Annotated in this window: 17 protein-coding genes and 16 tRNA genes; 3 read left to right on the top strand and 30 right to left on the bottom strand. The window is 52.1% G+C overall.

Annotated features, from left to right (window positions below; all coding sequences use genetic code 11):
* Positions 1-113: 113 nt before the first annotated feature.
* A complete protein-coding gene (locus tag PA598K_RS26080) occupies positions 114-932 on the top strand; it encodes a hypothetical protein (RefSeq protein WP_128659761.1) in 819 nt (272 codons plus the stop codon).
* Positions 933-1056: 124 nt separating this feature from the next.
* Here PA598K_RS26080 and PA598K_RS26075 read toward each other — a convergent pair whose 3' ends face one another.
* From PA598K_RS26075 to PA598K_RS26010, 14 genes are all read right to left on the bottom strand, one after another.
* Entirely contained in the window at positions 1057-2781 is a 1725-nt protein-coding gene (locus PA598K_RS26075; protein WP_128659760.1) for an ABC transporter ATP-binding protein, read from the bottom strand.
* Between the two features lie 39 nt (positions 2782-2820).
* Positions 2821-3834 carry a FecCD family ABC transporter permease gene (locus PA598K_RS26070; protein ID WP_128659759.1) on the bottom strand — a complete coding sequence of 338 codons (1014 nt, stop codon included), beginning with the start codon at positions 3832-3834 and terminating at the stop codon, positions 2821-2823.
* Positions 3831-4856 (bottom strand): FecCD family ABC transporter permease, encoded by a 1026-nt coding sequence (locus tag PA598K_RS26065; RefSeq protein WP_128659758.1) that lies wholly within the window; start codon positions 4854-4856, stop codon positions 3831-3833. The genes PA598K_RS26070 and PA598K_RS26065 overlap by 4 nt, the downstream gene beginning before the upstream one ends.
* Positions 4856-6826: an AraC family transcriptional regulator gene (locus PA598K_RS26060; protein WP_128659757.1), complete on the bottom strand. Its 1971-nt coding sequence runs from the start codon at positions 6824-6826 to the stop codon at positions 4856-4858. The genes PA598K_RS26065 and PA598K_RS26060 overlap by 1 nt, the downstream gene beginning before the upstream one ends.
* 250 nt (positions 6827-7076) lie before the next feature.
* Positions 7077-8069, bottom strand: a complete 993-nt coding sequence (locus tag PA598K_RS26055; RefSeq protein WP_128659756.1) for an ROK family protein — start codon at positions 8067-8069, stop codon at positions 7077-7079.
* Positions 8066-8758 (bottom strand): N-acetylmannosamine-6-phosphate 2-epimerase, encoded by a 693-nt coding sequence (locus tag PA598K_RS26050; protein ID WP_128659755.1) that lies wholly within the window; start codon positions 8756-8758, stop codon positions 8066-8068. The genes PA598K_RS26055 and PA598K_RS26050 overlap by 4 nt, the downstream gene beginning before the upstream one ends.
* Entirely contained in the window at positions 8755-9765 is a 1011-nt protein-coding gene (locus PA598K_RS26045) for a Gfo/Idh/MocA family protein (protein ID WP_128659754.1), read from the bottom strand. Before PA598K_RS26045 ends, PA598K_RS26050 begins: the two co-directional genes overlap by 4 nt.
* A complete protein-coding gene (locus PA598K_RS26040; RefSeq protein ID WP_128659753.1) occupies positions 9762-11162 on the bottom strand; it encodes an FAD-dependent oxidoreductase in 1401 nt (466 codons plus the stop codon). Before PA598K_RS26040 ends, PA598K_RS26045 begins: the two co-directional genes overlap by 4 nt.
* A 24-nt stretch (positions 11163-11186) precedes the next feature.
* A complete protein-coding gene (locus PA598K_RS26035) occupies positions 11187-12539 on the bottom strand; it encodes an ABC transporter substrate-binding protein (RefSeq protein WP_128659752.1) in 1353 nt (450 codons plus the stop codon).
* Between the two features lie 25 nt (positions 12540-12564).
* Positions 12565-13401 carry a carbohydrate ABC transporter permease gene (locus tag PA598K_RS26030; RefSeq protein ID WP_128659751.1) on the bottom strand — a complete coding sequence of 279 codons (837 nt, stop codon included), beginning with the start codon at positions 13399-13401 and terminating at the stop codon, positions 12565-12567.
* A gap of 12 nt (positions 13402-13413) precedes the next feature.
* Positions 13414-14313: a carbohydrate ABC transporter permease gene (locus tag PA598K_RS26025; protein ID WP_128659750.1), complete on the bottom strand. Its 900-nt coding sequence runs from the start codon at positions 14311-14313 to the stop codon at positions 13414-13416.
* Between the two features lie 123 nt (positions 14314-14436).
* Positions 14437-15240 (bottom strand): response regulator transcription factor, encoded by an 804-nt coding sequence (locus tag PA598K_RS26020; RefSeq protein ID WP_128659749.1) that lies wholly within the window; start codon positions 15238-15240, stop codon positions 14437-14439.
* Entirely contained in the window at positions 15237-16991 is a 1755-nt protein-coding gene (locus PA598K_RS26015; RefSeq protein ID WP_128659748.1) for a cache domain-containing sensor histidine kinase, read from the bottom strand. The genes PA598K_RS26020 and PA598K_RS26015 overlap by 4 nt, the downstream gene beginning before the upstream one ends.
* A gap of 374 nt (positions 16992-17365) precedes the next feature.
* Positions 17366-17842, bottom strand: coding sequence for a MarR family transcriptional regulator (locus PA598K_RS26010; RefSeq protein WP_128659747.1), 477 nt, complete (start codon positions 17840-17842; stop codon positions 17366-17368).
* Between the two features lie 290 nt (positions 17843-18132).
* On the opposite strand from PA598K_RS26010, the gene PA598K_RS26005 reads away from it, so the two are divergent.
* Positions 18133-18534 carry a RidA family protein gene (locus tag PA598K_RS26005; protein ID WP_128659746.1) on the top strand — a complete coding sequence of 134 codons (402 nt, stop codon included), beginning with the start codon at positions 18133-18135 and terminating at the stop codon, positions 18532-18534.
* Positions 18535-18558: 24 nt separating this feature from the next.
* The gene (locus PA598K_RS26000; RefSeq protein WP_128659745.1) at positions 18559-20055 is read left to right on the top strand and encodes a monooxygenase; all 1497 of its coding nucleotides are present in this window, start codon (positions 18559-18561) and stop codon (positions 20053-20055) included.
* Positions 20056-20313: 258 nt separating this feature from the next.
* On the opposite strand, the gene PA598K_RS25995 is transcribed toward PA598K_RS26000, so the two are convergent.
* From PA598K_RS25995 to PA598K_RS25920, 16 genes are all read right to left on the bottom strand, one after another.
* Positions 20314-20394 (bottom strand) — tRNA-Leu (locus PA598K_RS25995).
* 36 nt (positions 20395-20430) lie between these two features.
* Positions 20431-20507: transfer RNA gene (locus tag PA598K_RS25990), tRNA-Arg, on the bottom strand.
* A gap of 9 nt (positions 20508-20516) precedes the next feature.
* Positions 20517-20590: transfer RNA gene (locus PA598K_RS25985), tRNA-Cys, on the bottom strand.
* A gap of 7 nt (positions 20591-20597) precedes the next feature.
* A tRNA-Gly gene (locus tag PA598K_RS25980) sits at positions 20598-20672 on the bottom strand.
* A gap of 6 nt (positions 20673-20678) precedes the next feature.
* A tRNA-Gln gene (locus tag PA598K_RS25975) sits at positions 20679-20753 on the bottom strand.
* A 32-nt stretch (positions 20754-20785) separates the two neighbouring features.
* Positions 20786-20861 (bottom strand) — tRNA-His (locus PA598K_RS25970).
* A 21-nt stretch (positions 20862-20882) separates the two neighbouring features.
* Positions 20883-20956: transfer RNA gene (locus tag PA598K_RS25965), tRNA-Trp, on the bottom strand.
* A 9-nt stretch (positions 20957-20965) separates the two neighbouring features.
* Positions 20966-21051 (bottom strand) — tRNA-Tyr (locus PA598K_RS25960).
* 4 nt (positions 21052-21055) lie between these two features.
* Positions 21056-21131: transfer RNA gene (locus tag PA598K_RS25955), tRNA-Thr, on the bottom strand.
* A 24-nt stretch (positions 21132-21155) separates the two neighbouring features.
* A tRNA-Phe gene (locus tag PA598K_RS25950) sits at positions 21156-21231 on the bottom strand.
* Positions 21232-21248: 17 nt separating this feature from the next.
* A tRNA-Asp gene (locus PA598K_RS25945) sits at positions 21249-21325 on the bottom strand.
* A 34-nt stretch (positions 21326-21359) separates the two neighbouring features.
* A tRNA-Met gene (locus PA598K_RS25940) sits at positions 21360-21436 on the bottom strand.
* Positions 21437-21451: 15 nt separating this feature from the next.
* Positions 21452-21527 (bottom strand) — tRNA-Val (locus PA598K_RS25935).
* 82 nt (positions 21528-21609) lie between these two features.
* Positions 21610-21684 (bottom strand) — tRNA-Glu (locus PA598K_RS25930).
* A gap of 42 nt (positions 21685-21726) precedes the next feature.
* Positions 21727-21819 (bottom strand) — tRNA-Ser (locus PA598K_RS25925).
* A 6-nt stretch (positions 21820-21825) separates the two neighbouring features.
* Positions 21826-21901 (bottom strand) — tRNA-Asn (locus PA598K_RS25920).
* Between the last annotated feature and the right edge of the window lie 94 nt (positions 21902-21995).

Raw genomic sequence — 21995 nt, 5'->3', positions numbered from 1 at the left:
GGACAGATGGCTGTCTGCCGGGTTGCTGCGAGCGATTACCCGCAGGGCTGTCGCATCGGCTCGTCACATCGCTATTGACGGCTTGCAGCGATTGCCCCTGGAATCGCATCATATTGACGGCTGTCACGTCGCTGCCGCTGACATCGAACAGCCTGCCGGTGACCGGCTGCAGGTTGTCGCCCGCACTGTTGAATACCCGCACGTCACACGGCTCGAACGGCCGGATCGGATTCCCCAAGCTCGTCCGGGAAGCCGCGCCGTGGGAGCTTGGGCTCTATTATTGGGACGGGTGCGAGGCCTTGAAGGGAGAGGCGCTACATGGCGAATGGAAGGCGGAGTCGTTCGATAACAAGCGGCCGACGGAGCTGCTCCATGACGAGGGGCCGGCGGAACAGCTCGTCTCCCTCCGAGTTGTCGGCCAGGTGCCGTCAGTGGTGTGGTCGAGCGACACCCCGAGCGTTGCGGGGGCGGTCCGCTTCTCCGGTCTGGGCGGTGTCGATGCGATCGCCTGCTCAGGCGTCAGAGCCGGCGTACAGACTGCCGAGACAATCAACGACTTGCGCAATGGGCGAATCATCGAATATACGTTAACGGTGGGCTCGGGTACAGGCGCTGGGCTATGGTTCGGGGAGCAGAAGTGGTGCTTGTTCGTCAATGTGCGGGCGAAGCGACTGGAGCTGGGTACGGTGCGCGAGGGCTGGATGGCCTCGCAGGTGCTGGATATCGATACCTGGCGCGATTGGCAGCTCGATTACGGCATGCCGCTTGCGATCCGACTGTTTGTCCGCAATGAATGCATCGAAGCGTTCGTCGACGACAAGCATGTCCTCTGCTACCGTATCGAAGAGGACATGATCCCGTCTGGCATCGGCCTGTTCGCCGAGGATGCTGCTGGTACCTTCGAGGACATCCGCATCTGGCAGATGCAGTAGCTATTGTTGTGCGCAGCATACTAGCCGGTTGCGCTGCCAAGCGCACAAAAAAAACGTCTCTACGAATTTCATCTTCGTAGAGACGTTAAAATTGTCGATAACCAACTAAACGTATTGCTTACGTTCAAGAGGCTTGTGTCGCATACAATCGTGCATAAACGCCGCCGCTACGCAGCAGTTCTTCATGCGTACCCATCTCGGCAATCTCTGTGCCCTCCAGCACAACGATCTGGTCGGCATGACGGATCGTCGATAGCCGATGGGCAATCACCAATGTTGTGCGACCCTTCGATATTTCGTTCAGCGCCTGTTGGATCTCTTGTTCGGTCTTCGTATCAAGCGCCGATGTCGCTTCATCCAGAATAAGAATCGGTGCATCGCGAAGAATCGCCCGTGCTATCGATAGCCGCTGTTTCTGTCCTCCGGACAGACGCACACCGCGTTCACCAATCACCGTATCGTAGCCTAGCTCCATCTGTGCTATAAAATCATGCGCTTTAGCCGCTTTCGCTGCGGCAATCACATCTTGCTCATTCGCGTCCGCCCATCCATAAGCGATATTGTCATACACCGAGCCATCGAACAGGAAGGTATCCTGCAGCACCATCGAGATATTGTCACGCAGGCTGGAGAGCGTCACATCACGAATATCGATGCCATCCACTCGAATCAAACCAACCTGCGGATCGTAGAATCGGTTCACGAGACTGGTCAATGTCGTCTTTCCTACGCCGGTTGTGCCTACAAGCGCCACCGTCTTTCCAGGCTCAATGGTCAGATTCAGCCTTTCAAGTACAGGCGCACCATCTTGATACACGAATGTGACATCTTCAAAGGAGATCTGGCCTTGTATACGCGGCAAACGGACTGCGTTTCGCTTCTCCTGGATGTCTTCCTCTTCTTCCAGCACATCATATACCCGTTTAAGGCCAGCAGCGGCTCGCCCGGCCATTTCCACCAAGCCAGAAAAGGACTTTACCGGTTGATAAAATAAACCCAGGTAGGCGATGAATCCAATAATATCGGCAATGCTTACTTCGCCTGTCGCCATCAATCTGCCGCCCAATATTACTACAAGCACAGTCCCCAGCGCAGTCACAAAGGCCAACAACGGCACAGAGGTTTCATAGAACAAACTGGCGCGCAAATACGTCTTCGTATGTTTCATAGCCAGACGAGAAACGTTGCCCCGCTCCTCCTCCTGCCGATTGAAAATTTGGATTTCTTTCATGCCAGACAAGTTTTCCTGTACCTTGCCAGAGATTTCTCCCCTCACCTTGGAATTCTCTCCCCACAGCGGCGATAAGCGCTTGCTTTGCCATATCGTGATCGCAAGCAGCAACGGAATCGTGATCAGACTGATTAATGCCAGCTTCACATTGATCGTCAAGAGCAGAATGGCTACGCCAATAAAGGTCAGTCCGTTGATGATAAAATCAGGAATGACATGGGCAATGAAAATCTCCGCTTCCATCGCATCATTGACCACGCGCCCCGTCAAGTCGCCCGTCCGGCTTCGATGGAAATAGCGCAAGCTCATCTGCTGGTATTTGCTATACAATCTTGTTCGTAAATCCGCTACATAATGAAGGGCCGCATAATGGTTCATATAGCCTGCAAGAGAGGTTCCAATGGCTTGCAGACAGGTGGCTCCAAGGAGCAACAAACCAATCGTCAGCGCTTCTGCGGCAAACTGGCTGCTGCCTTCAGTCGCCAATTGTGTCAACGAGCGGAGCGCCCAGGGCAAATAAAACCCAGCCATCGTGGCTATCACAACCCCAATAAATCCAATCCCTAACTGCAACCAATATTTCCGTGCGCCCAGCAGGACGCGCCATGCAGTTTTCATGTAGCAATCGCCTCCTTCTGTTCCTTAGCTTTTAGGGATCTAATTGGCCTTCGCCAGTAAATAAAGAAAGTAGGGAACACTGATGACCGTAATGACGATTCCCGTCGGCACATCTCCCCCCAGACTAACGGTACGCGTAATCGTGTCCGCCAGCACCACGATGAACCCCCCGGTCAGGCTCGCAGTCGGAACCAGCAATTTGTGATCGGGTCCGACCAGCTTTCTCGCCATATGCGGAGCGATCAAGCCAACGAAAAAGAAGCTTCCACCCACAGCCACACTGCCAGAGGATAATGCAACCGCAGCAAGCGACAACCCCAAAAACTGCCGTTTCACGGAGAGACCTAGCCCTTCTGCCGTCTGATTGCCCAGTTGGAGGGTGTTCAGCATGCGAGCCTTGTAGAAAATATAGCCGAGTAAAATCAAAACCCATGGCGCCAGTACGGAAATATAGCCCCAATCATCGCCCCACAAGCTCCCCGCCAACCAATGCAGCATGAAGTTCATCTGTGAATCATCCAGCTTCAATGTCAGGAAGGTAGTCAATGCCCCGTACCCGCTTCCGAGCGCGACCCCGGTTAAGATCAAACCGATTGGCGAGATGTTTCGCCCACGGCGATACGATAATAAGAAGATCAACCCCGCCGCGAGCAGCCCGCCAACAAAGGCCAGCAGTGGCAGGGCAATAAAGGCGCTCCTTCCTGTCGATGAGATGAATACGACGAAGAAGAGGACAAACAAGCCCGATCCCGAACTAATCCCAAGTGTCCCCGGACTAGCCATGTCATTGCGCAATAAACTCTGCATCACGACGCCAGCCGCTCCCATTCCCAGACCTACCAGGACCGACAGTATGATTCGCGGCAGACGAAAATCGAACACGATCAGATTTTGCTTGTCGGTACCATTTCCCAGAAGGACGTCCAGCACTTCCAGAGGTGATAGATTCATCTTGCCAGCATTCACGCTAATGATAGCAAACAAAAGGATCAGTACCAGAAGGACTGCAATGACGATGATGCCCCGTTGCAACGTATAATGCTGCTTGATCATTCAGATTCCCTCCTTTGCCTGCGAGCCAGGAAGAGAAAATACGGCACACCAATGATAGAAAATATAATGCCAATCGGCGTCTCAAACGGCTTATTGATCAAGCGGCCAGCCAGATCGGCCGATACGGTCAGCAGCGCACCATATAGCGCAGACGCCGGAATAATGTACCGATAGTCGACACCGACCATGTAACGTACAATATGCGGGGTGATCAGACCAATAAAACCGACCGGGCCAACCACGACAACAGCTAACCCAGTCAGCACGAGGACGATAATCGTCGATAAACCTTTGACCAGTCCGCTGCGAATACCGAGTCCACTTGCCACATCATCTCCTAAACTGAGCAGTGTAACGGAAGGAGATAGCGCCAACGCCAGCAGTACACCACCAATAAATAGCGGTGAGATAATGAGCAGCTCTCCCCACTTGGCCCCCGCTGTACTGCCTGCCGTCCAAAATGCCAATGCTCGACCCAGATTGTAGTTGATCGCCAAATACTGACTGAGTGCGCCAAACAGCATCGAGATGGACAGCCCCGCCAGTACCAGGCGCTGAGGCGTCATCCCACGCTTGCCTAGTGATGCGATGAAGTAGGTCATCCCGGTCGCGAGCGCTGCTCCGAGACAAGCAAATAGTGTCATCTGCCCATACGAATAACCCGGCAGAAAAGCCAGGCAAAGCGCAATCGCGAATGCTGCCCCGGAGCTGATCCCCATCAGTCCGGAGTCGGCCAGCGGATTGCGCGTCGTCCCCTGCATGATAGCGCCACATACTGCAAGGCTGCACCCAACGATCAGATCGGCAACGGTACGCGGAAGACGCAGGGTGTGAATCACTTGATGATCAGTGAGTGTCGGATCAAATCGGACAATAGCCTCCCATACCGTCGCTAACTTCATGTCGGCGGCGCCGAAGATAATCGACGACACCGACATGAGAACCGTTAATCCAAGCCCTATCACCATGTACATGGAGAAGTTTATCGCCCCGCGGCGTTTTTGTTCAGGCTTTTTGTTCATTATTTTGCTAATGCCAGCATTTGATTGACAATATAATCAATCAATGCACTGGAAGTGATTACATCCGTGGACCAAGATAACGATGAATCCACCTTTACGATCCGACCATTCTGCACAGCAGGAAGCGATTTCCAAACGGCATTATCAGCAGTAATGTTTCCATCCCCTAAGAAGATCATGTAATCCCCCGTGTAAGCGGACAATACCTCCATAGAGATATCTCCCCAATATTTATCTGCATCAATGATATCCGTTTGAACTTTTGACGGCGCCTGCATTTGAAGTTGATTATAAACAAGCTCGCCAACCGCATGCTTGGATCCAGCAATGTAGTTGCTTTTATCACCGAATTCTCCAACCGTAATCGTCACATCTGAAAGACCTGCATTCTGAAAGGATAGCTTCGCTTCTTCGATTTTTTCAGTATAAGCGTTCAAAACAGCCTTAGCCTCTTCCTGCTTGTTCAAAGCATCGCCAATAAAAGAGATCCTCTCTTCTGTAGTCATATCACCATAAGGGACATAAATTGTGGGCGCAATTTTGGATAAATCTTCATAAGACTCATCGCCCCATGCCAAAATGATCAGATCAGGCTCAAGAGTCATGACATCTTCCGGCTCCATAGCTATATTTATGGAGTTGGTAATCTGGTTAGCATAAACAGCCTCCGCCTCGCCTCTTGCCGCTCTCGCCACACCTAGAGGTGTTACACCCAGGGCCACCACATCGCCAACCAAATAATCGACTACAACTCGCTGAGGGTTGTTAGGTACCTTAATATCGCCTTTTACTGTGGATATTGTTCTGGTCTGCGAGACTGCTTCTGAAGCTTTCGTCTCCGATCCTTCAGGTTGTGTCGTCTGTTGGGTCTGCGCAGGTATTGAATTCACCGTTCCCCCGTTATTCGCTGGCGTCCCCGACGTGCATGCTGACAACAACAGCATCACGCTTATCGCCGCCGTCAAAATCATTTTTTTGCTTCTTACTTGTCCAAACATGGTTGATTCCCCATCTCTATAAGACTTGACTAGACTCGCTAGTTCACTCATATTGTAAGGAAAATGATAATCATTATCAATACCATCAACCTGCATGGATAGTGCGTTTATTTTCCGGTAATAGCTTGGCGTCATCTTGTAATACTTCTTAAACATCCGAAACAGGTTTTTCTCATCTGCAAAACCAGTTCCTGTTGCAATCTCTTTAATGGTTGCTTCTGTATGCTTCAAGTCATGACAGGCAGCTTCAATTCTTCTTTGAATGAGGTACTCCTGTAAGCTTATCCCTTCCTTCTTTTTGAACAGCCGCGTCAATTGCCCTCCACTGATCCCGAACATATCGGCAATTTCTTTAAACATAATTGGCGCTCTGTAATGTTGATCGAGATACATTTTGGCAGCAGAAGCTGGGTCTGGCTGGAGATAACGAACCTCGCCACGCTCAAAATCTCTGTACACCTCGTGAATCAATTGATACAGAAAACATTTAGCCTGTAGCTGATCCATAGCCTTGCCGCAGTTCCAACTATTCATCATCTGTTGAAACAAATCGAGTAGCAAGATGGGATTGCTTGGCGTATAACCAAACTGTTGAACAAATGGATTCACTTGCTCCATCAATTGCTGCAGGTTCTTCTTTAAAAAAAGAGGTAGTTCTGCTTTATAAAACACCATAAAAGTCCTCACGATCTCCCCTTTAGGCGAAATACTAAGCACGCTCCCCTTCCCGCCGTGAACTAAACCGAAGCGTTCCATTCCAAATGTGGTTTCATTCAGTTGAATTTGCGCTTCTCCTCCACAGGCATACATAAACATGTTACTAGGCATTCTATACTGCTCCAATGGGGATTGGGATGCTACAATCTGAAAACGTACATCTATTAATGTAATGATCGAACGTGTCCAGATGCGGGCCATCGTATCAATCATCTCCGGTGTAAATATCTGACCTGCCTCTTCTCGTTCTTGCATATCCGCGCTCCTCCATCATACTTTTTTTCAATTTATCTATCACTGACAAGCTTGAATTTGATTATCATTATCACTTTCATAAATGATAAGGCAAGTATATCATCATTAAGCGACATTGGGGAGCCGCGCCAAACAAAAAGTAATCCGCAAAGGTAATCACAAATAAAGCAGCCCCCGTCATTGACGGAGGCTGCTGGTTCTGATGGTCTATTGTCCGACATTATTGTGTTGCATCAATGAGCGGCGCGCTTCATAGCGGCATTCCGCCAGGCCCGCCCTCGAAGGAGCCGCCGCCGTCCGTCCAAACTTGGGTGGCTGCGCCGATCACACCGGCCTGGCTGCCGATGGCCGCGGGCAGAATCGCGCAAGCCTCGCGCATCTTCGCCGAGGTGCGGCTGTGCGCGGCCTCCCGCACGGCAGCGAGCAGCGGCTCGCCCGCATCCGCCACGCCGCCGCCGATCACAATCGCCTGCGGGTTGAAGATGTGGATGATGCCCGCTATGGCGGTGCCGAGGGCTTGGACAACCCTGCACATCGTACGGGCAGCCAGCGCATCGCCCGCCTGCCAATCCCGCAGCAGGTCATGCGAGGTGTAGAGCGCCAGCTCGTCATGGTCAGCGTGTCCGGCTGCTTGCAGGGTTTCTCTGGCCAGCCGAGTCATGCCTGTCCCTGACGCATAGAGCTCCAGACAGCCGTAATTGCCGCAACTGCAGCGAGGCCCGTCGAGCTGGACCGAGAGGTGGCCGAATTCGCCAGCCCCGCCGAAGCTGCCTCTGACCAGACGACCGGACTCCACAATCGCGCCGCCGATGCCGGTGCCCAGAGCCAGGCAGATGAAATGCTGATAGTCCCGCCCGGCCCCATAATGCTGCTCAGCCAGCGCAATTGCATTCACGTCATTGTCAACCCAGATCGGCAGGTGGCCGCAATAGTCCCGGATGATGCCCCGGATCGGAGTTCCCTGCCAGTCCGGCAGCGTGTCGACGGCGAACTCCACGATGCCGGAGCTCGCATTAATCTGCCCCGCACTGCCAACTCCGATGCCCTGTACCTCGCGCTCCAGCAACCGCGCCTCCGCGATCATCCGGTGGATGCCGCCCAGCACCGTATCCACAATAGCCTCCCGGCCGAGCCTTGCGGGCGTGGGCTCTGCGTGATGCTTGACGATCACGCCTTCAGGGTCAACGAGGGCTGAGCGGATACCCGTGCCGCCAATGTCCACGCCGATAGCCAGGCTGCTCATGCCTGTTCTCCGGCTGTATAACGGACGAACCGTCGTGTGATGTCCTGCGGGCGCGTAATGGCTGTTCCGACGACCACCGCGTAAGCGCCTGCATCCAGGCAAGCCTTGCATTGCTCCGGTGTCCAGATTCGGCCCTCTGCGAATACCGGTTGGCGTGCCAGCGCGGCAAGCTGCCGCACCAGCCCGATATCCGGATCAGCTTCCTGGGGGCTGTAGGGGGTGTAGCCCGAAAGGGTGGTGGAGACCGCGTCCACGCCCAGATCCATCGCCGCCAGGCCTTCCTCGAAGGTGGAGATATCTGCGAGCAGCAGCAGGTCAGGGAATTCACTGCGAATCGCTGCAATCAAGTCAGCCAGTGCCGCACCGTCGGGGCGTGCTCGGCCGGTTGCGTCGAAGGCGACCATCGCTGCTCCGGCTTCGGCTACAGCACGTACCTCGGCTATCGTCGGTGTGATATAGACGGGAGATTGCCCGTATTCCTGCTTGTACAGACCGATGACTGGCAACGGGTTGCTGCGCTGAATCGCGGCAATATCCACCGGCGTGTTGGACCGGATCGCTACCGCGCCGCCAGCGGCTGCGGCGCGAGCCATCGCTGCCATCATCTCGGCACCGTACAGCGGCTCATGCTCCAGCGCCTGACAGGATACGATGATCCCTCCTTCAAGAGACTTCAGCGCCATCCTCATAGCGAGGTGCTTCCTATCGTGATCGGTTGTCCTTCCCGCGCGGAACGCTCCATGCAGTCAGCAATATAGACGGCCCTGTAAGCCTCTTCTACAGCTATTGGCAGCTCTGTGCCCGTGCGGACAGCCTGTACGAAGGAAGAGAGCTCTTCCCGCATAATGCCGCTCATCTGGCCATACAGCTCCACACCGTAAGCTGTGTCAGGATACTCCAGGCGGGTCCCGGTATGCACCTTGATATTCTGGTCCAGCACATGGAGATTCACGACACCCTCCGTGCCGACAATGTCCAGCTTGGCGTCGATTTCCGAATAATGATCGGGCAGCACCCAACCGCATTCATACAGGCCGACTGCACCGGATGCGAATTTCAGCGTGGACAATGAGGCGTCGGAGGTTGCATATTCCTGCAGGCGGTTGTTCACCTCGACGGTGTACACCTCGACAATACGGTCGCCCGTTACCCATTCAATCGCATCGATGTCATGGACGCCGAGGAATTTCAAGACGCTGGTCCGACCCTGAATCCGCTTGCCGTTGGCATAGGAATTCAGCCTTCTGGCGAACAGATGCAGCGGCTCCCCGATTCCGCCGCTGCGGACAGCCTCGTACGCCCGGTAATAACGGGGATCCCATCGCAACGTATGGCCGACCATCATCTTAATGCCGGCTTCCCTGACGAGCCTCATAATATCAGCGGCCTGCGAGATATCGGTTGCCAGCGGCTTCTCCATCAAGACATGCTTGCCATACTGACAGGCGAGCTTGGCCAGAGCATAGTGGTGCTCGTCCGAGGTGCAGATACTGACCGCATCCAGCTCCTCCATGGCGAAGAGCTGCTCGGCATCCGTCACCACATTCACGCCGTATTCTTCTCCAATCTTATGGGCGAACGCTTCATTCATATCATGCACGGCGATCAACTCGACGCCTTCCATTTCCTTATAGATACGCAGATGTTGCCGGCCCATTACGCCTAGTCCGATTACCGCCGTTCTCATCTTGTTCATATAGTATCCCTACCTTCCTGCTCTCTGGCAGGCAGCACGACGCCCTGTCTGCGGAGCTCCTGCTGCACCTGTCCCATATCCACCTCGCGAGGGTGAACCTTCGCCTTCACGGCAATCGCCGCGCCGACACCGGCTGCTTGTCCGAGCGCGAATGCGCAAGGCATCACCCGGATGGCCGCATGTGCTTCATGGGTAGCGGACACGCAGCGGCCAGCTACCAGCAAGCCGTCTGTCTCGATCGGTACAAGTATACGGTAAGGCAACTGATAGACGTTGGCCGTATGATAATTTTCATCGAATTCCACCGCACCGCCAGTCGGGCTGTGCAGATCGATCGGATACGAATACAGCGCGATCACATCATCGAACGCTTTGCCGGTAATCAAATCCTCCGCAGTCAGCATATACTCGCCAACCAGTCGGCGTGTCTCGCGAACCCCAACCTGGGAAGCGGTGTCCACCAGTGAAGCATTACTAAAGCCCGGTACATGCTTGCGGAAGAAATTCATCAGGAAGAATACCTGTCTTCTCCCCTCCAGCTCGGCATGCACCAGGTCCTCCACCTTGGTGCCGTCCTTGCCGGAGATGCGTGTCGTATTGACGCGCCAGACGCCGGGCTGAACGGTCTTGTACAGCCCGATCTGATCCTTGTTGACCTTCCACTCGCCCCGCTTTCGGGCGGCTTCCACAATATCGGAGAAGGGGCTGATCTCATCGGGATGATCGAGGATATACTGCTCCACCTTCTCGTCCTCCACCCCGGCGATACGGAAGAACATCGTCATCGGCTGGGTGAGGCCGTCGCCTGTGCGGCCTTTCTCGGTCTTCGCGCCTGCCCGGTCAGCCACGTCGGCATCCGCGCTGCAGTCAATGGTCACCTGAGCCCGGATCGCCTGGGTACCGGATTTGTTCAGAATGAGTGCACCTTCCACACCATTCTCACCTGTGATCGTCTCCAGGAAGAAGGAATGTAAGAACAGCTGTACGCCTGCTTCTTCCATCATCTCCGCCGCAACCAGCTTGACGGCTTCCGGGTCGAACGGCGTCACCTGGCCGTGGCCTTTGTCGAAGAAGCCCGCATAAGAGGTGCCAGCCTCCACATAACGCGGATGAATGGCTCCGCCAATCTGCTCCATCCGAGTAACCAGCTCATCGAATACCCCCTTGATCAGCTGCTGCTTGCTATCCCCGCTGAAGGCGGTCATGAAGGGGCCGACCAGTCCGGCTGTCGCATTGCCTCCGAGGAATCCGTAACGCTCCACCAGTGCAGTTCGTGCTCCGGCCTGGGCTGCAGCGAGAGCGGCGGCGATTCCCGCCGGTCCTCCGCCAATAACCAGGACATCCAATTCTGCCACAATCGGTACATCTGTCGAATAATGATACGTTTTTGTTGCCATAATGATGATTTCACTCCTTCGTTATTACTGCTCCAACAGGGCATCCGCACGTTGCTTCATATTCGCTGCCGAATCGGCCGTTGTCTGGTCGCCGATCAAGGCGCGCTCGCCTTCTTCATCTACGATGACCTGAATCTCAGGGTACTTGTCGAATTTCGTATCGACTACATAATCACTCACGCCGAATACGACAGCCTTGAAGGAATCAATGTCGAATAATGCTTCCGCGTTGTCGCCAAGGATCAGCTCGGCTACCTTGTCTTGGTCCGCGTGCTTCCATGCGGGAACGCGGCCGCCAGCGATCAACGGCTCATTGCCTTCTGTCACATACCACTTCATGAATTTCCATGCTGCATCTTTAGATTTGGATTTGGAATTAATCGTTACGTAGTCCAGATAGCCGGTGCCTCCGCCGAGATAGGTGCTTGCTTCCGTCATTTTCGGCGGCGGTGCAAAGGCGGTTACGAAATCATGGGGGAAGCTCTCCAGATTTTTAATATCCCGCAGACTTGCCGTACCGACCCAGTTCATGGCGACCTGGCTGTTCAGGAACATGCGCGAGCCTTCCATCTTGGACATCTTGGCCTCGGCATACGGAGGCTGCGACTTGTCCTCCCGTTCCATCTGGTACATCACATCGAGATATTTCTTGAACGCCTCATGATCGAAATTGCTGCCGCCTTCCGCATTATAGAGCGCATTCGGGCCCAGCTCGGTCTTGACCGCTTTCTCCATATATTCGAAGATCTTCGGCTGTGCGCCGTTCACATAAGAGCCCCATACCTTGTCGTTGCCTTCGCCTTGAGTCAGCTTGGACGCATACGAGACATAATCATCCCATGTCCATTCTGAAGGAATCGGCAGGCCTGCCGCATCCAGCATCGATTTATTGATCGAGACGAAATCATTCAGAATAATAGCCGGAATATAATAGCTCTTGTCTTCCATCTTCACGATGGAATTCTCGCCGAATTGATCGTTCAGGTCGAAGCCATCCGCAGCGATATAGTCATCCAGAGGCTCCGCCATACCGGCCTGAACGCGCTTGACCAGCTTGTCCATACGATAGTTGATGAACAGGTCAATTTCCCCGTTCGCCAGCAGTGCTGTCTCCAGCTTCGTATTGCCGGCCTCGTCGTTGACGAACCGCACATATTCCACCTGAATATCCGGATTCGCCGCATTCCAGTTGTCCACGGCTTGCTTTGGACCGTTCTCCTCCGGTACAGCCCCCCAGAATTTCAGCTTGATGACCTCCTGGTTGTCCCCTCCGTTAGTCGGTTTCTCATCCCCCTGATTTCCCGAATTGCCTGCGCATGCACTGACCAGCAATGCCATAGCTAGCACCAGCATCACGCCTAATCTGCTTCTTTTCATCCTTGTTCCTCCTCAACTTATTTTTTTATCCTTTCACGCCGCTTGAGGCGACACCCTGGATAAACCATTTTTGACCGAACAAGAATACAATAATAACCGGAAGAATGGAGCTGACTGCGGCGGCCATCATAAGCGAATATTCCGTTCCCATATCGTCAATGAAGTTGGTCAGACCGACAGGGACGGTATACAGACTCTTGTCCGGAAGAAACACCAGTGGATTGAGAAAATCGTTCCAGTGCTGGGTAAAGCTAAGAATGATGAGAGAGACGAGTGCTGGCTTGGCCAGCGGCATGATAATCGAGAGCCAGATCCGCACATGGCCTGCGCCCTCCATGAAGGCCGCCTCTGAGAAATCCTTCGGCAGTCCAATGTAGAATTGCCGTAGCAGGAATGTCCCGAATACCATGAAAAAGCCTGGTAGAATTAAAGCCCAATGGGTGTTGTATATGCCCATATAGTTGAACACGATAAATCTCGGAATTAACGTCACCTGATCGGGAATCATAAGCGTAGCCAGATACAGGAAGAACACCGCATCCCTGCCCCGAAAAGCAATCCGCGAGAAGCCGTAGGCTGCAGCGGAGCTAATGAATACCGTACCGACAACGGATGTCACCGCCACCTTGATGGAATTCCAGTAATAGATCCAGAACGGATCAATGCCAAGCCACACCTTCTTATAATTATCGAATTGAAGGGAGGGCGGAATCCACTGAATGGGATACTGAAACACCTCGAAGGGCCGTTTAAGCGAGGTGGACAGCATCCACAGGAAGGGCAGAATCATAACTATACCGGCCCCAAGCAGTATAAGTGTTACCAATAGTTTGACCGTTCTATCCCGTGTGTGTTGATGCATCACAGCCACCTCCTAATTGTGCGCCCATCGCTGCTGCCGCTGCCACTGAATCCATGTGATGAACAGAATCGCTGCGAACAGTACCCACGCCATAGCCGACGCATACCCCATATCATAGAAACTGAACGCAACCTGATAGATGTAGAAGGTAATCACGGTTGTTGCCGTTCCCGGCCCGCCCTGCGTCATGATGAACACCAGTGCGAACACCTGGAACGAATTAATAATCGTGGTGATCATAACGAAAAAGGTTGTGGAAGACAGCATAGGCAGCGTCACATTCATGAATTGCCGGAACGTCCCGGCGCCGTCGATGCTCGACGCTTCGTACAGATCCTGCGGAATCCCCTGCAGTCCTGCAAGATAGATAATCATGTTGTACCCGATATTAATCCATACGGTAATCAGGATAACCGCCGGGAGCGCCCATGCGGAGCTGGCCAGCCAGCCTGGAGGATCGGCGATGCCGACAGACCTCAGGAACGCATTGATCGGACCCTGGGATGGATTCAGCAGGATGCCCCATACGATAGAGATAGCAACGATACTGGAGATATAGGGCATAAAGATCATAAGCCGGATCGGCGATTTCAGATAAGATCCCTTGTTCAGTGCAAGCGCTGCCAGCAACGACAGCAGCATAACGGAAGGAACGACAGCCAGTGTGAATAGGGCGTTATTCCGCAAGCTGGCAAGGAACCGAGAATCATCCCACATCCGGATATAATTGTCCAGTCCGGTGAATTGAATGGAACCAATCCCGCTTAGAAAATTCCAGTTCGTGAAGCTGAGCAACAGGGACAGCAACACTGGAAGCAGGGTAAATAATAGAAAGCCGATCAGACTGGGAAAAATAAAAAACCAGCCAGTAATACTTTCCTTTCGTTGACGGTTAAGTTTGATGACATTCACCCCCTAATCAAGTCCCGTAAAGAAATTGTATAGGAGAAAATGAGAATAAAAAACACAATACCCTTCGAAATAGAGGAGTATTGTGTGGTGAGTCGGATGATTTTTCTTATAAAGGGGACAATTCTACGATGAAGGAGACGAATCTTTTGGGGAAACAGCATCAGCGTACTTGCGGTAATATTGAGCAGGCGTTAGAGCCGTGTGACGTTTAAACACCTTGGTGAAATATTTAGGATCGTCGAAGCCGACCTTGCCGCTTATTTCATACCACTTGATATCCCCCTTCTCCAGCAGCCTCCGAGCTTCAGCGATGCGGAATTCCTGCACATACTGGCTGAAGGTTTTGCCGGTTTCATTACTGAATACGTAGCTGAAATAATTCTCACTGAGCCCCACGGCATCAGCCACATCCTGTATGCGCAACACCTCGCCATAGTGCTGATGAACATAGAGCATGGCCTGGCGCACTTCAAGGCGGTAAAGAGAGGAGGGCTCCTGGGAAGAAGGGGCTTGCTGTGTCTGTACCGGAACAACCTCAGGGGTCTCCGCTGCCAGTGAACGTTGAATATCCAGTACGGTCTGCAGCAGGTTCTCGGGCTGAATCAGGAATTTCTGCACATAATCAACCACATTGAGCCTCAGCGCCTCGCGGACTGTCTCGAAATCCTCCAGCACACTCATAATCAGAATTCTGATCTCGGGAAATTCACTGCGCACAATCCGTGCCATCTCGAGCCCGTCCATCTGCGGCATCTTGATATCTGTCAATACAATATGCGGCCGGCAGCGGCGGATCAGCTCCAGTCCGGCGAGGCCATTGCTGGCTTCACCCACGAACTCGATATCATACTTGTGCCAGTCAATGCTGGAGGTTATGCCCTTGCGGACAAACACTTCATCGTCAATCACTGCAATTCTGGTCGTCATGCCTGATCTTCTCCTTTCCAGGGCAGGGTAATCGAGACATCGGTGAAGCCTTGCTCCTCATCACGCTCGATAGTCAACCCGTATTGGGGACCGTACATCATCTGGATACGCTGATGAACATTTTTCAGTCCGATGCGGGAGAAGCTTCCTCTGCCCGTGTCGTCCAGGTGCTGGCGTACCTCATTCAACCGCTCGGCTGCCACGCCCATGCCATCATCGATGACGGACAGGCGGACCGTTTCGCCCTCCAGGCTGCTGCGGATGACCACCTCACCGCCACTCTCCCCGAATACGCTGTGGCTGTAGACATTTTCCACGAGGGGCTGCATGGACAGCTTGGGCACCTGCGTATCCAAAGTCAACGGATCGATATCCTCGCGGACACGTATGGTTTCGCCGAACCGGTATTTCTGGATGACCAGAAACCGCCGCACATTCTCCAGCTCCTCGGCCACCGTAATTTTCTCCTGACCGCGGTGTATGCTGACATCGAGCAGGTGGCCCAACGCCATCAGCATCTCGGTAATAGACGTCGTCTTAGCCATAATCGACATCCACTTGAGCGTATTTAACGTATTCTGCAGGAAATGCGGGTTGATCTGCGCCTGTAGCGCTTCCAGCTTGGCCTGCTCCTTGCGTCGCTCCAGCACGACCTCGCGTTCCATGGAGGATACCAGTCGGCTGACCATTAGATTGAAGCTCTTACCGAGCAGGCCAATCTCATCCCGCGTGCGGACGTCATAGCGCTCTTCCAACTGACCGCTCTCGATTTTCTTGATGGTGGTGCGCAGCCGGTTCAGATGGCGCGTGAACAGGTTGGAGACGATGATGACGAGCAGGAAGAAGAACAGCAGGCTAATCACGAACACACTTACCATCCAGGCTACGATTCTCTTCGTATTGGCGAACAGATCATCATAGTAAAAGGCTTGGACAACCCGCCAGTTGGTCAATCCCATGCTGTAATTGCTGACCGAGGCCAGTCGATCCCCCAGCATCACCTCGGAGCTCCCGGAGCCGCGCAGCAAGACCGGCTCAATCTCCGGGTAAAGCTCGCTCAGCCGCTCTGGATCCTCACCCAGAATCGTATTGCGACTGTCCACGATGAAGCCCAAGCTGTCCAGCGACGGATCCTGTGTCTGCAATACCTTCAGGTAGGGCCCTACGGGCTGGCTGACCACGAGCACACCCAACTGGCGCTGAAAATATTGATCCTTGATCACCATGGATTGCGTGACCAGTGCCTCGCCGCCTGGCGTCATATAATTGTCGTGGTTCAACGTCCAGACGGGATAACCATCCTGCTCCAGCGTCTGCTTGAACCAATCCGTACGGCTTACCCGCTCGATGGACTGCCTGGGTTGGGACCAATTCGAATACATATGGCCGTGGAAATCCAGCAGCGTCACATATAACGGTTCATTAACAGCCATAGTGGAAATCTGAAGAAATTTCTGATCCATCAGTTGCACCGAGCGCAGCATGCTGTGCTCGGATGTGGCCGGGTTTTCCAGCACATCAGGAATACTGTCGTCGATGCGAATGAAATTGGTAATCTGCGCCAGCGAGCGCAGCTCCCGCTCAATATTCATATTGACCTGGTGGAGCCGCTCGGCCGTAATCTTCGTCACCTGGCGGTTCAATTCCCGGCTAATATAGTTCGAAGCGACCAGACCGCTGATCAGCAGCGGCAGCAGTACGACAAAAATGAAGCCAGCGATCAATTTGGTCCGCAATCCAATATGCTGCATGCGCGTTTTCTCCTCTGAACGGGTTGAAGCCTAATATAAAGTTTCACCTAGTATAGCACATTCATTCGCAATCGGAAGCACTCTGCCGGCAGCCCGTTAAATAGCCAAGGAAACGTTTACAACCTGCCGTTTGTATAATTAGGAGGAATCCAAACGTCGGAAGAGTTATCTTGAAATGCAATAAAACCCTCGGGATTTTCATCCCAAGGGCTTGATTTCACAACTGGTACCGGTGAGAGGACTCGAACCTCCACGGGTCTCCCTGATAATAAGAAAGTATCGTGAACCGCAGTCATTCCCTGGCCCTGTATCATGTTGCCGCTCAGTTCCCCTTCGGGAAACGAGCGGCTTTCTCTTGGCCTTGTTGAAGCAGGTTAGCGGTAGAAGTCAACCATATCCCCAAACAGCCGTTTAATAAATTCGAGCTCGCTTTCGTTATATCTTTCCAAAAATTCGTGCATTCTTTGCTTTTCCTTCGCATGAAGCTCATCATGAGCAGCAAATAGCTTTTTGCCAAGAGGCGTTAACCGAAAATACACTTCCTTTTTGTTGTCGTTGAGCTGGGCTTTTCGCACCCAACCTGCCTTTAGTAATTTATTCGCGATCTTGGAGGTATTTCCTTTACTTACATTTATGCTCTCTGTGATGGAAGTGAGATTAATCGGCTCCTGCTCTCCGATGCACGCAATGGTGTGCAGTTCCGTCATATTCAAGCTGAATTCCGATCCAATATGCTTCCGGATATCCTTCAGGTATGTAGCAGTTATTCGGGTTTCATATTGCTCTTTTTGCTCAAGAAACTGAACGTAAAATTCATGAATGGCGGTTTTGTTCTTACTGGCAGTATCCATGATTGTGCTGGCTCCTCGACTTATTTGTTTTATTATATCATAGATTATTCTCTAGGAAACAAACCGGCATGCTCCTATTCAGCTTGGGGTTGACAGGTCAAAGAGTAAAAAAGTACAATAGTATTGTTTCGTATGAAACAAAATATATCATCTGATTTTCAGCACACTTGTTTTAACAAGCAATAAAAAAGGTTCTAACGAAACAATAATTGATGAAGGAGGTCTGCCGGAAATACTTGTCCACTTTTCAAGAGAAGATTGATAAATATGGAAATGGAGCATGCCTACCTATGGAAATCGTGAATCCGAAGACATTGACGGATAAGGTTACATCTGTAATTTCTCATGTCGTGGTCACTACTGCCTCCAAACTGGCCTTCATCTCAGGTCAGGTTGCTGTAGACGAAGCAGGTGCATTGGTCGGTTCAGGGGACTATTACACGCAAGCGAATCAAGTGTTCACCAATCTCAAGTATGCATTGGAAGCCGTGCGAGCGGATCCATTGTACATTGCAAAAATGAATATTTTTGTGGTAAACCACAACCCGGAATTGATTTCGGTTATTTTTGACGCAGGATTTCATGTGTTTGGCCCTAACTGGCCGAAGACAGCAAGTACCTATATAGGTGTTCAAGCGCTAGCCGATCCTGAATGGCTTATCGAAATAGACGCTATCGTGATCTTCCCATAATGTATAAGAAGAGAGGTTATTGATATGAACTATGAAGTCATCCTGATCGGTGGCGGTCCAGTCGGCATGATGCTGGCTGGAGAATTGGCGTTAGCCGGTGTAAAGGTGTGCGTCATTGAGCGACTAAAGGAGACAACCCCATATTCACGTGCGCTTACCGTACATCCACGCACACTTGAAATACTAGATATGCGTGGAGTGAAATCACAATTAATCAAGCAAGGCCGCTTACTTTCGAGAGGACATTTCGCCGGATTAGAAACTCCTTTAGATTTCTCGGTGTTGGACTCTTCTTCCAATCACACTCTCTTCTTACCGCAGAGTGAGACGGAGAAGGTACTGGAGGAATGGGCTCTTAGCCTTGGCGCCGAGGTCTTGAGAGAGGTTGAGGCTCTATCTGTGCAACAGGATGAGAATGGGGTCGACGTCAAGATTGCGGGAACGCATAGAGAAACAACGTTAAGATCAGCTTATGTGGTAGGTACGGATGGAGCTGGAAGCTTGGTTCGCAAACATGCAAATATATCCTTTGAAGGTACTGATGCGACCTTCACGGCTATTTTGGGGGATGCCGTTCTATCTGATTTGGCTCCTATGAGTGTCATATCCCGAATTACAGAACAAGGATTGGTCAGCATCATGCCAATCAATGATCATATCTATCGAGTCTTGATGATCGATATGGAGAGACGTAACGTCTCCAAGGATGAGAGCGTTACATTGGAAGAGTTTCGTTCATCGCTCATCCGTACGACCGGAAGTGACCAGGGATTGAACGATGTGAAATGGATGTCCCGTTTCGGAAATGCGACGCGGCAAGCGGGACGCTATCGGAATGGTCGATTGTTCTTGGCGGGAGATTCGGCGCACATTCATTTTCCCGCTGGTGGACAGGGAATGAACGTCGGCTTGCAAGAAGCGATGAACTTAGGCTGGAAGCTTGCAGGAGCAATCAAAGGCTGGGCTCCAGACTGGCTATTGAACAGTTATCATGCCGAACGATTCCCATGGAATACGGCCTTGCTCCGGAATACCGAGGTCCAAACCCTGCTTCTGGACGTGACGCCTCCCATCACGGAAATGCGCAGCATGCTGGCGAATCTGATTCAAATACCGGAGGCTAATTATCAAATCGCCGCACAAGTTTCCGCAATGGATGTACATTATGCTCCAGACGCCGAAGCGCCTCCCCATCCTTTAAACGGGAAACGGTTCAAGGATCTCAACTTAAAGCTGAAAGGCGGGCATTTGATTAACTCCTATCCGTTACTACACAAAGGTACTTTTCTTCTGCTTCATTTCCATTCTAATGAACAAAATAGCGGTCAATGGGAGACGTATAGCAACCTTCAAGTTGTACATGCCTCTTTGGGTGAGGCAGACGCGGATTGGAACGACGTCCACACGGCGCTTATTCGCCCGGATGGACATATTGCCTGGGCGATTTCTCTATCCGATCCAAATCCAATGCAAACCATAAATGAAGGAATCATTCGCTGGTGTGGAAACATTACGGATTAGTAATTCGTCGGGAATCAAGTTCTTGTCCTCAGGGTAGGATAAAATTTGATTCCTTAAATCCCCTTTCCAATTCTGCAGAACGCATCATCACAGCCTTGATCTTGGCGCTTTACCACTACTGTCACGTAAGATGCGATCACTTAATAGCCAGGCTGCCGCTTTCGCTAGTTGCGCCACCCTGCTTATGAGCAATGGCGTCAAAACACAAAAAAAGCTCATTAGAATTATTCTCTAATGAACTGTTTGGTAATAATGCAGTACCGGTGAGAGGACTCGAACCTCCACGGGTCTCCCCATTCGATTTTGAGTCGAACGCGTCTGCCATTCCGCCACACCGGCTTGCTTACAATTGCTATCTCTTTTCAAATAAAAAAATGGCGCGCCCTAAGAGATTCGAACTCCTGGCCTTTTGATTCGTAGTCAAACGCTCTATCCAGCTGAGCTAAGGGCGCAAAAGGTTGTGGAGGCGCCACCCAGACTCGAACTGGGGGTAGAGCTTTTGCAGAGCTCTGCCTTACCACTTGGCTATGGCGCCAAAAATATGGAGCGGAAGACGGGAATCGAACCCGCGACCCTCGCCTTGGCAAGGCGATGCTCTACCGCTGAGCCACTTCCGCATAACATGGCTGGGGATTCAGGGATCGAACCTGAGAATGACGGAGTCAAAGTCCGTTGCCTTACCGCTTGGCTAATCCCCAACATTTTTTGTTTGTCGTTTAAGTTTGTTATATGGGGCGATCGATGGGACTTGAACCCACGAATGCCGGAGCCACAATCCGGTGCGTTAACCCCTTCGCCACGACCGCCATGATAACAAGATATTCAGTTGGCAGGGGCAGCAGGAATTGAACCCACACTAACGGTTTTGGAGACCGCTGTTCTACCTTTAAACTATGCCCCTAAGGTAAACTGGTGGAGGATGATGGATTCGAACCACCGAACTCGTACGAGAACAGATTTACAGTCTGCTGCGTTTGGCCACTTCGCTAATCCTCCAAGGTGGTGCCGGCGAGAGGACTTGAACCCCCAACCTACTGATTACAAGTCAGTTGCTCTACCAGTTGAGCTACACCGGCATATACAATTCCATGGTACTACAATGGTGGCTCGGGACGGAATCGAACCGCCGACACGAGGATTTTCAGTCCTCTGCTCTACCGACTGAGCTACCGAGCCTTATCATGAGTATTAAATGGCGGAGCTGACGGGATTCGAACCCGCGGTCTCCTGCGTGACAGGCAGGCATGTTAGGCCTCTACACCACAGCTCCACATGATTTCTCGGAAAGTCTCCGAAGGTAAGTTTGGTTGCGGGGGCAGGATTTGAACCTGCGGCCTTCGGGTTATGAGCCCGACGAGCTACCGGGCTGCTCCACCCCGCGTCGTTTAAGCAATTATGGTGGACGCTGACGGGATCGAACCGCCGACCCTCTGCTTGTAAGGCAGATGCTCTCCCAGCTGAGCTAAGCGTCCATATTTTAGAAGCGACATTTATTAGTATACCTCATCTTCGCTGCTAAAATCAAGCTTTTTTTCTCTTTTTTAAAGAAAAATTTGGTGACCCGTAGGGGATTCGAACCCCTGTTACCTCCGTGAAAGGGAGGTGTCTTAACCCCTTGACCAACGGGCCATGATATTATTCATTAGTAAATACTTTACTCTTTAGGTAAAGTGGCGGAGAGAGAGGGATTCGAACCCTCGAGACGCTTGTGACGCCTACACGATTTCCAATCGTGCTCCTTCGACCTGACTCGGACACCTCTCCAAGCTATGGCTCCCCGAACAGGACTCGAACCTGTGACAACTCGATTAACAGTCGAGTGCTCTACCAACTGAGCTATCAGGGAACGTAGATCAGCAGTAAGGTTTGCACCTTAAAAACTGGATGCGAAAGTCAAGCAAGGTTTCAATCATTAGCTGAGTTGTTAGGATAAGCCCTCG

The organism is Paenibacillus sp. 598K (assembly GCF_003851045.1).
Taxonomy (GTDB): Bacteria; Bacillota; Bacilli; order Paenibacillales; family Paenibacillaceae; genus Paenibacillus_D.
The sequence above is the reverse complement of the archived record's forward strand: the minus strand, read 5'-3'. Positions and strand labels throughout refer to the sequence as shown.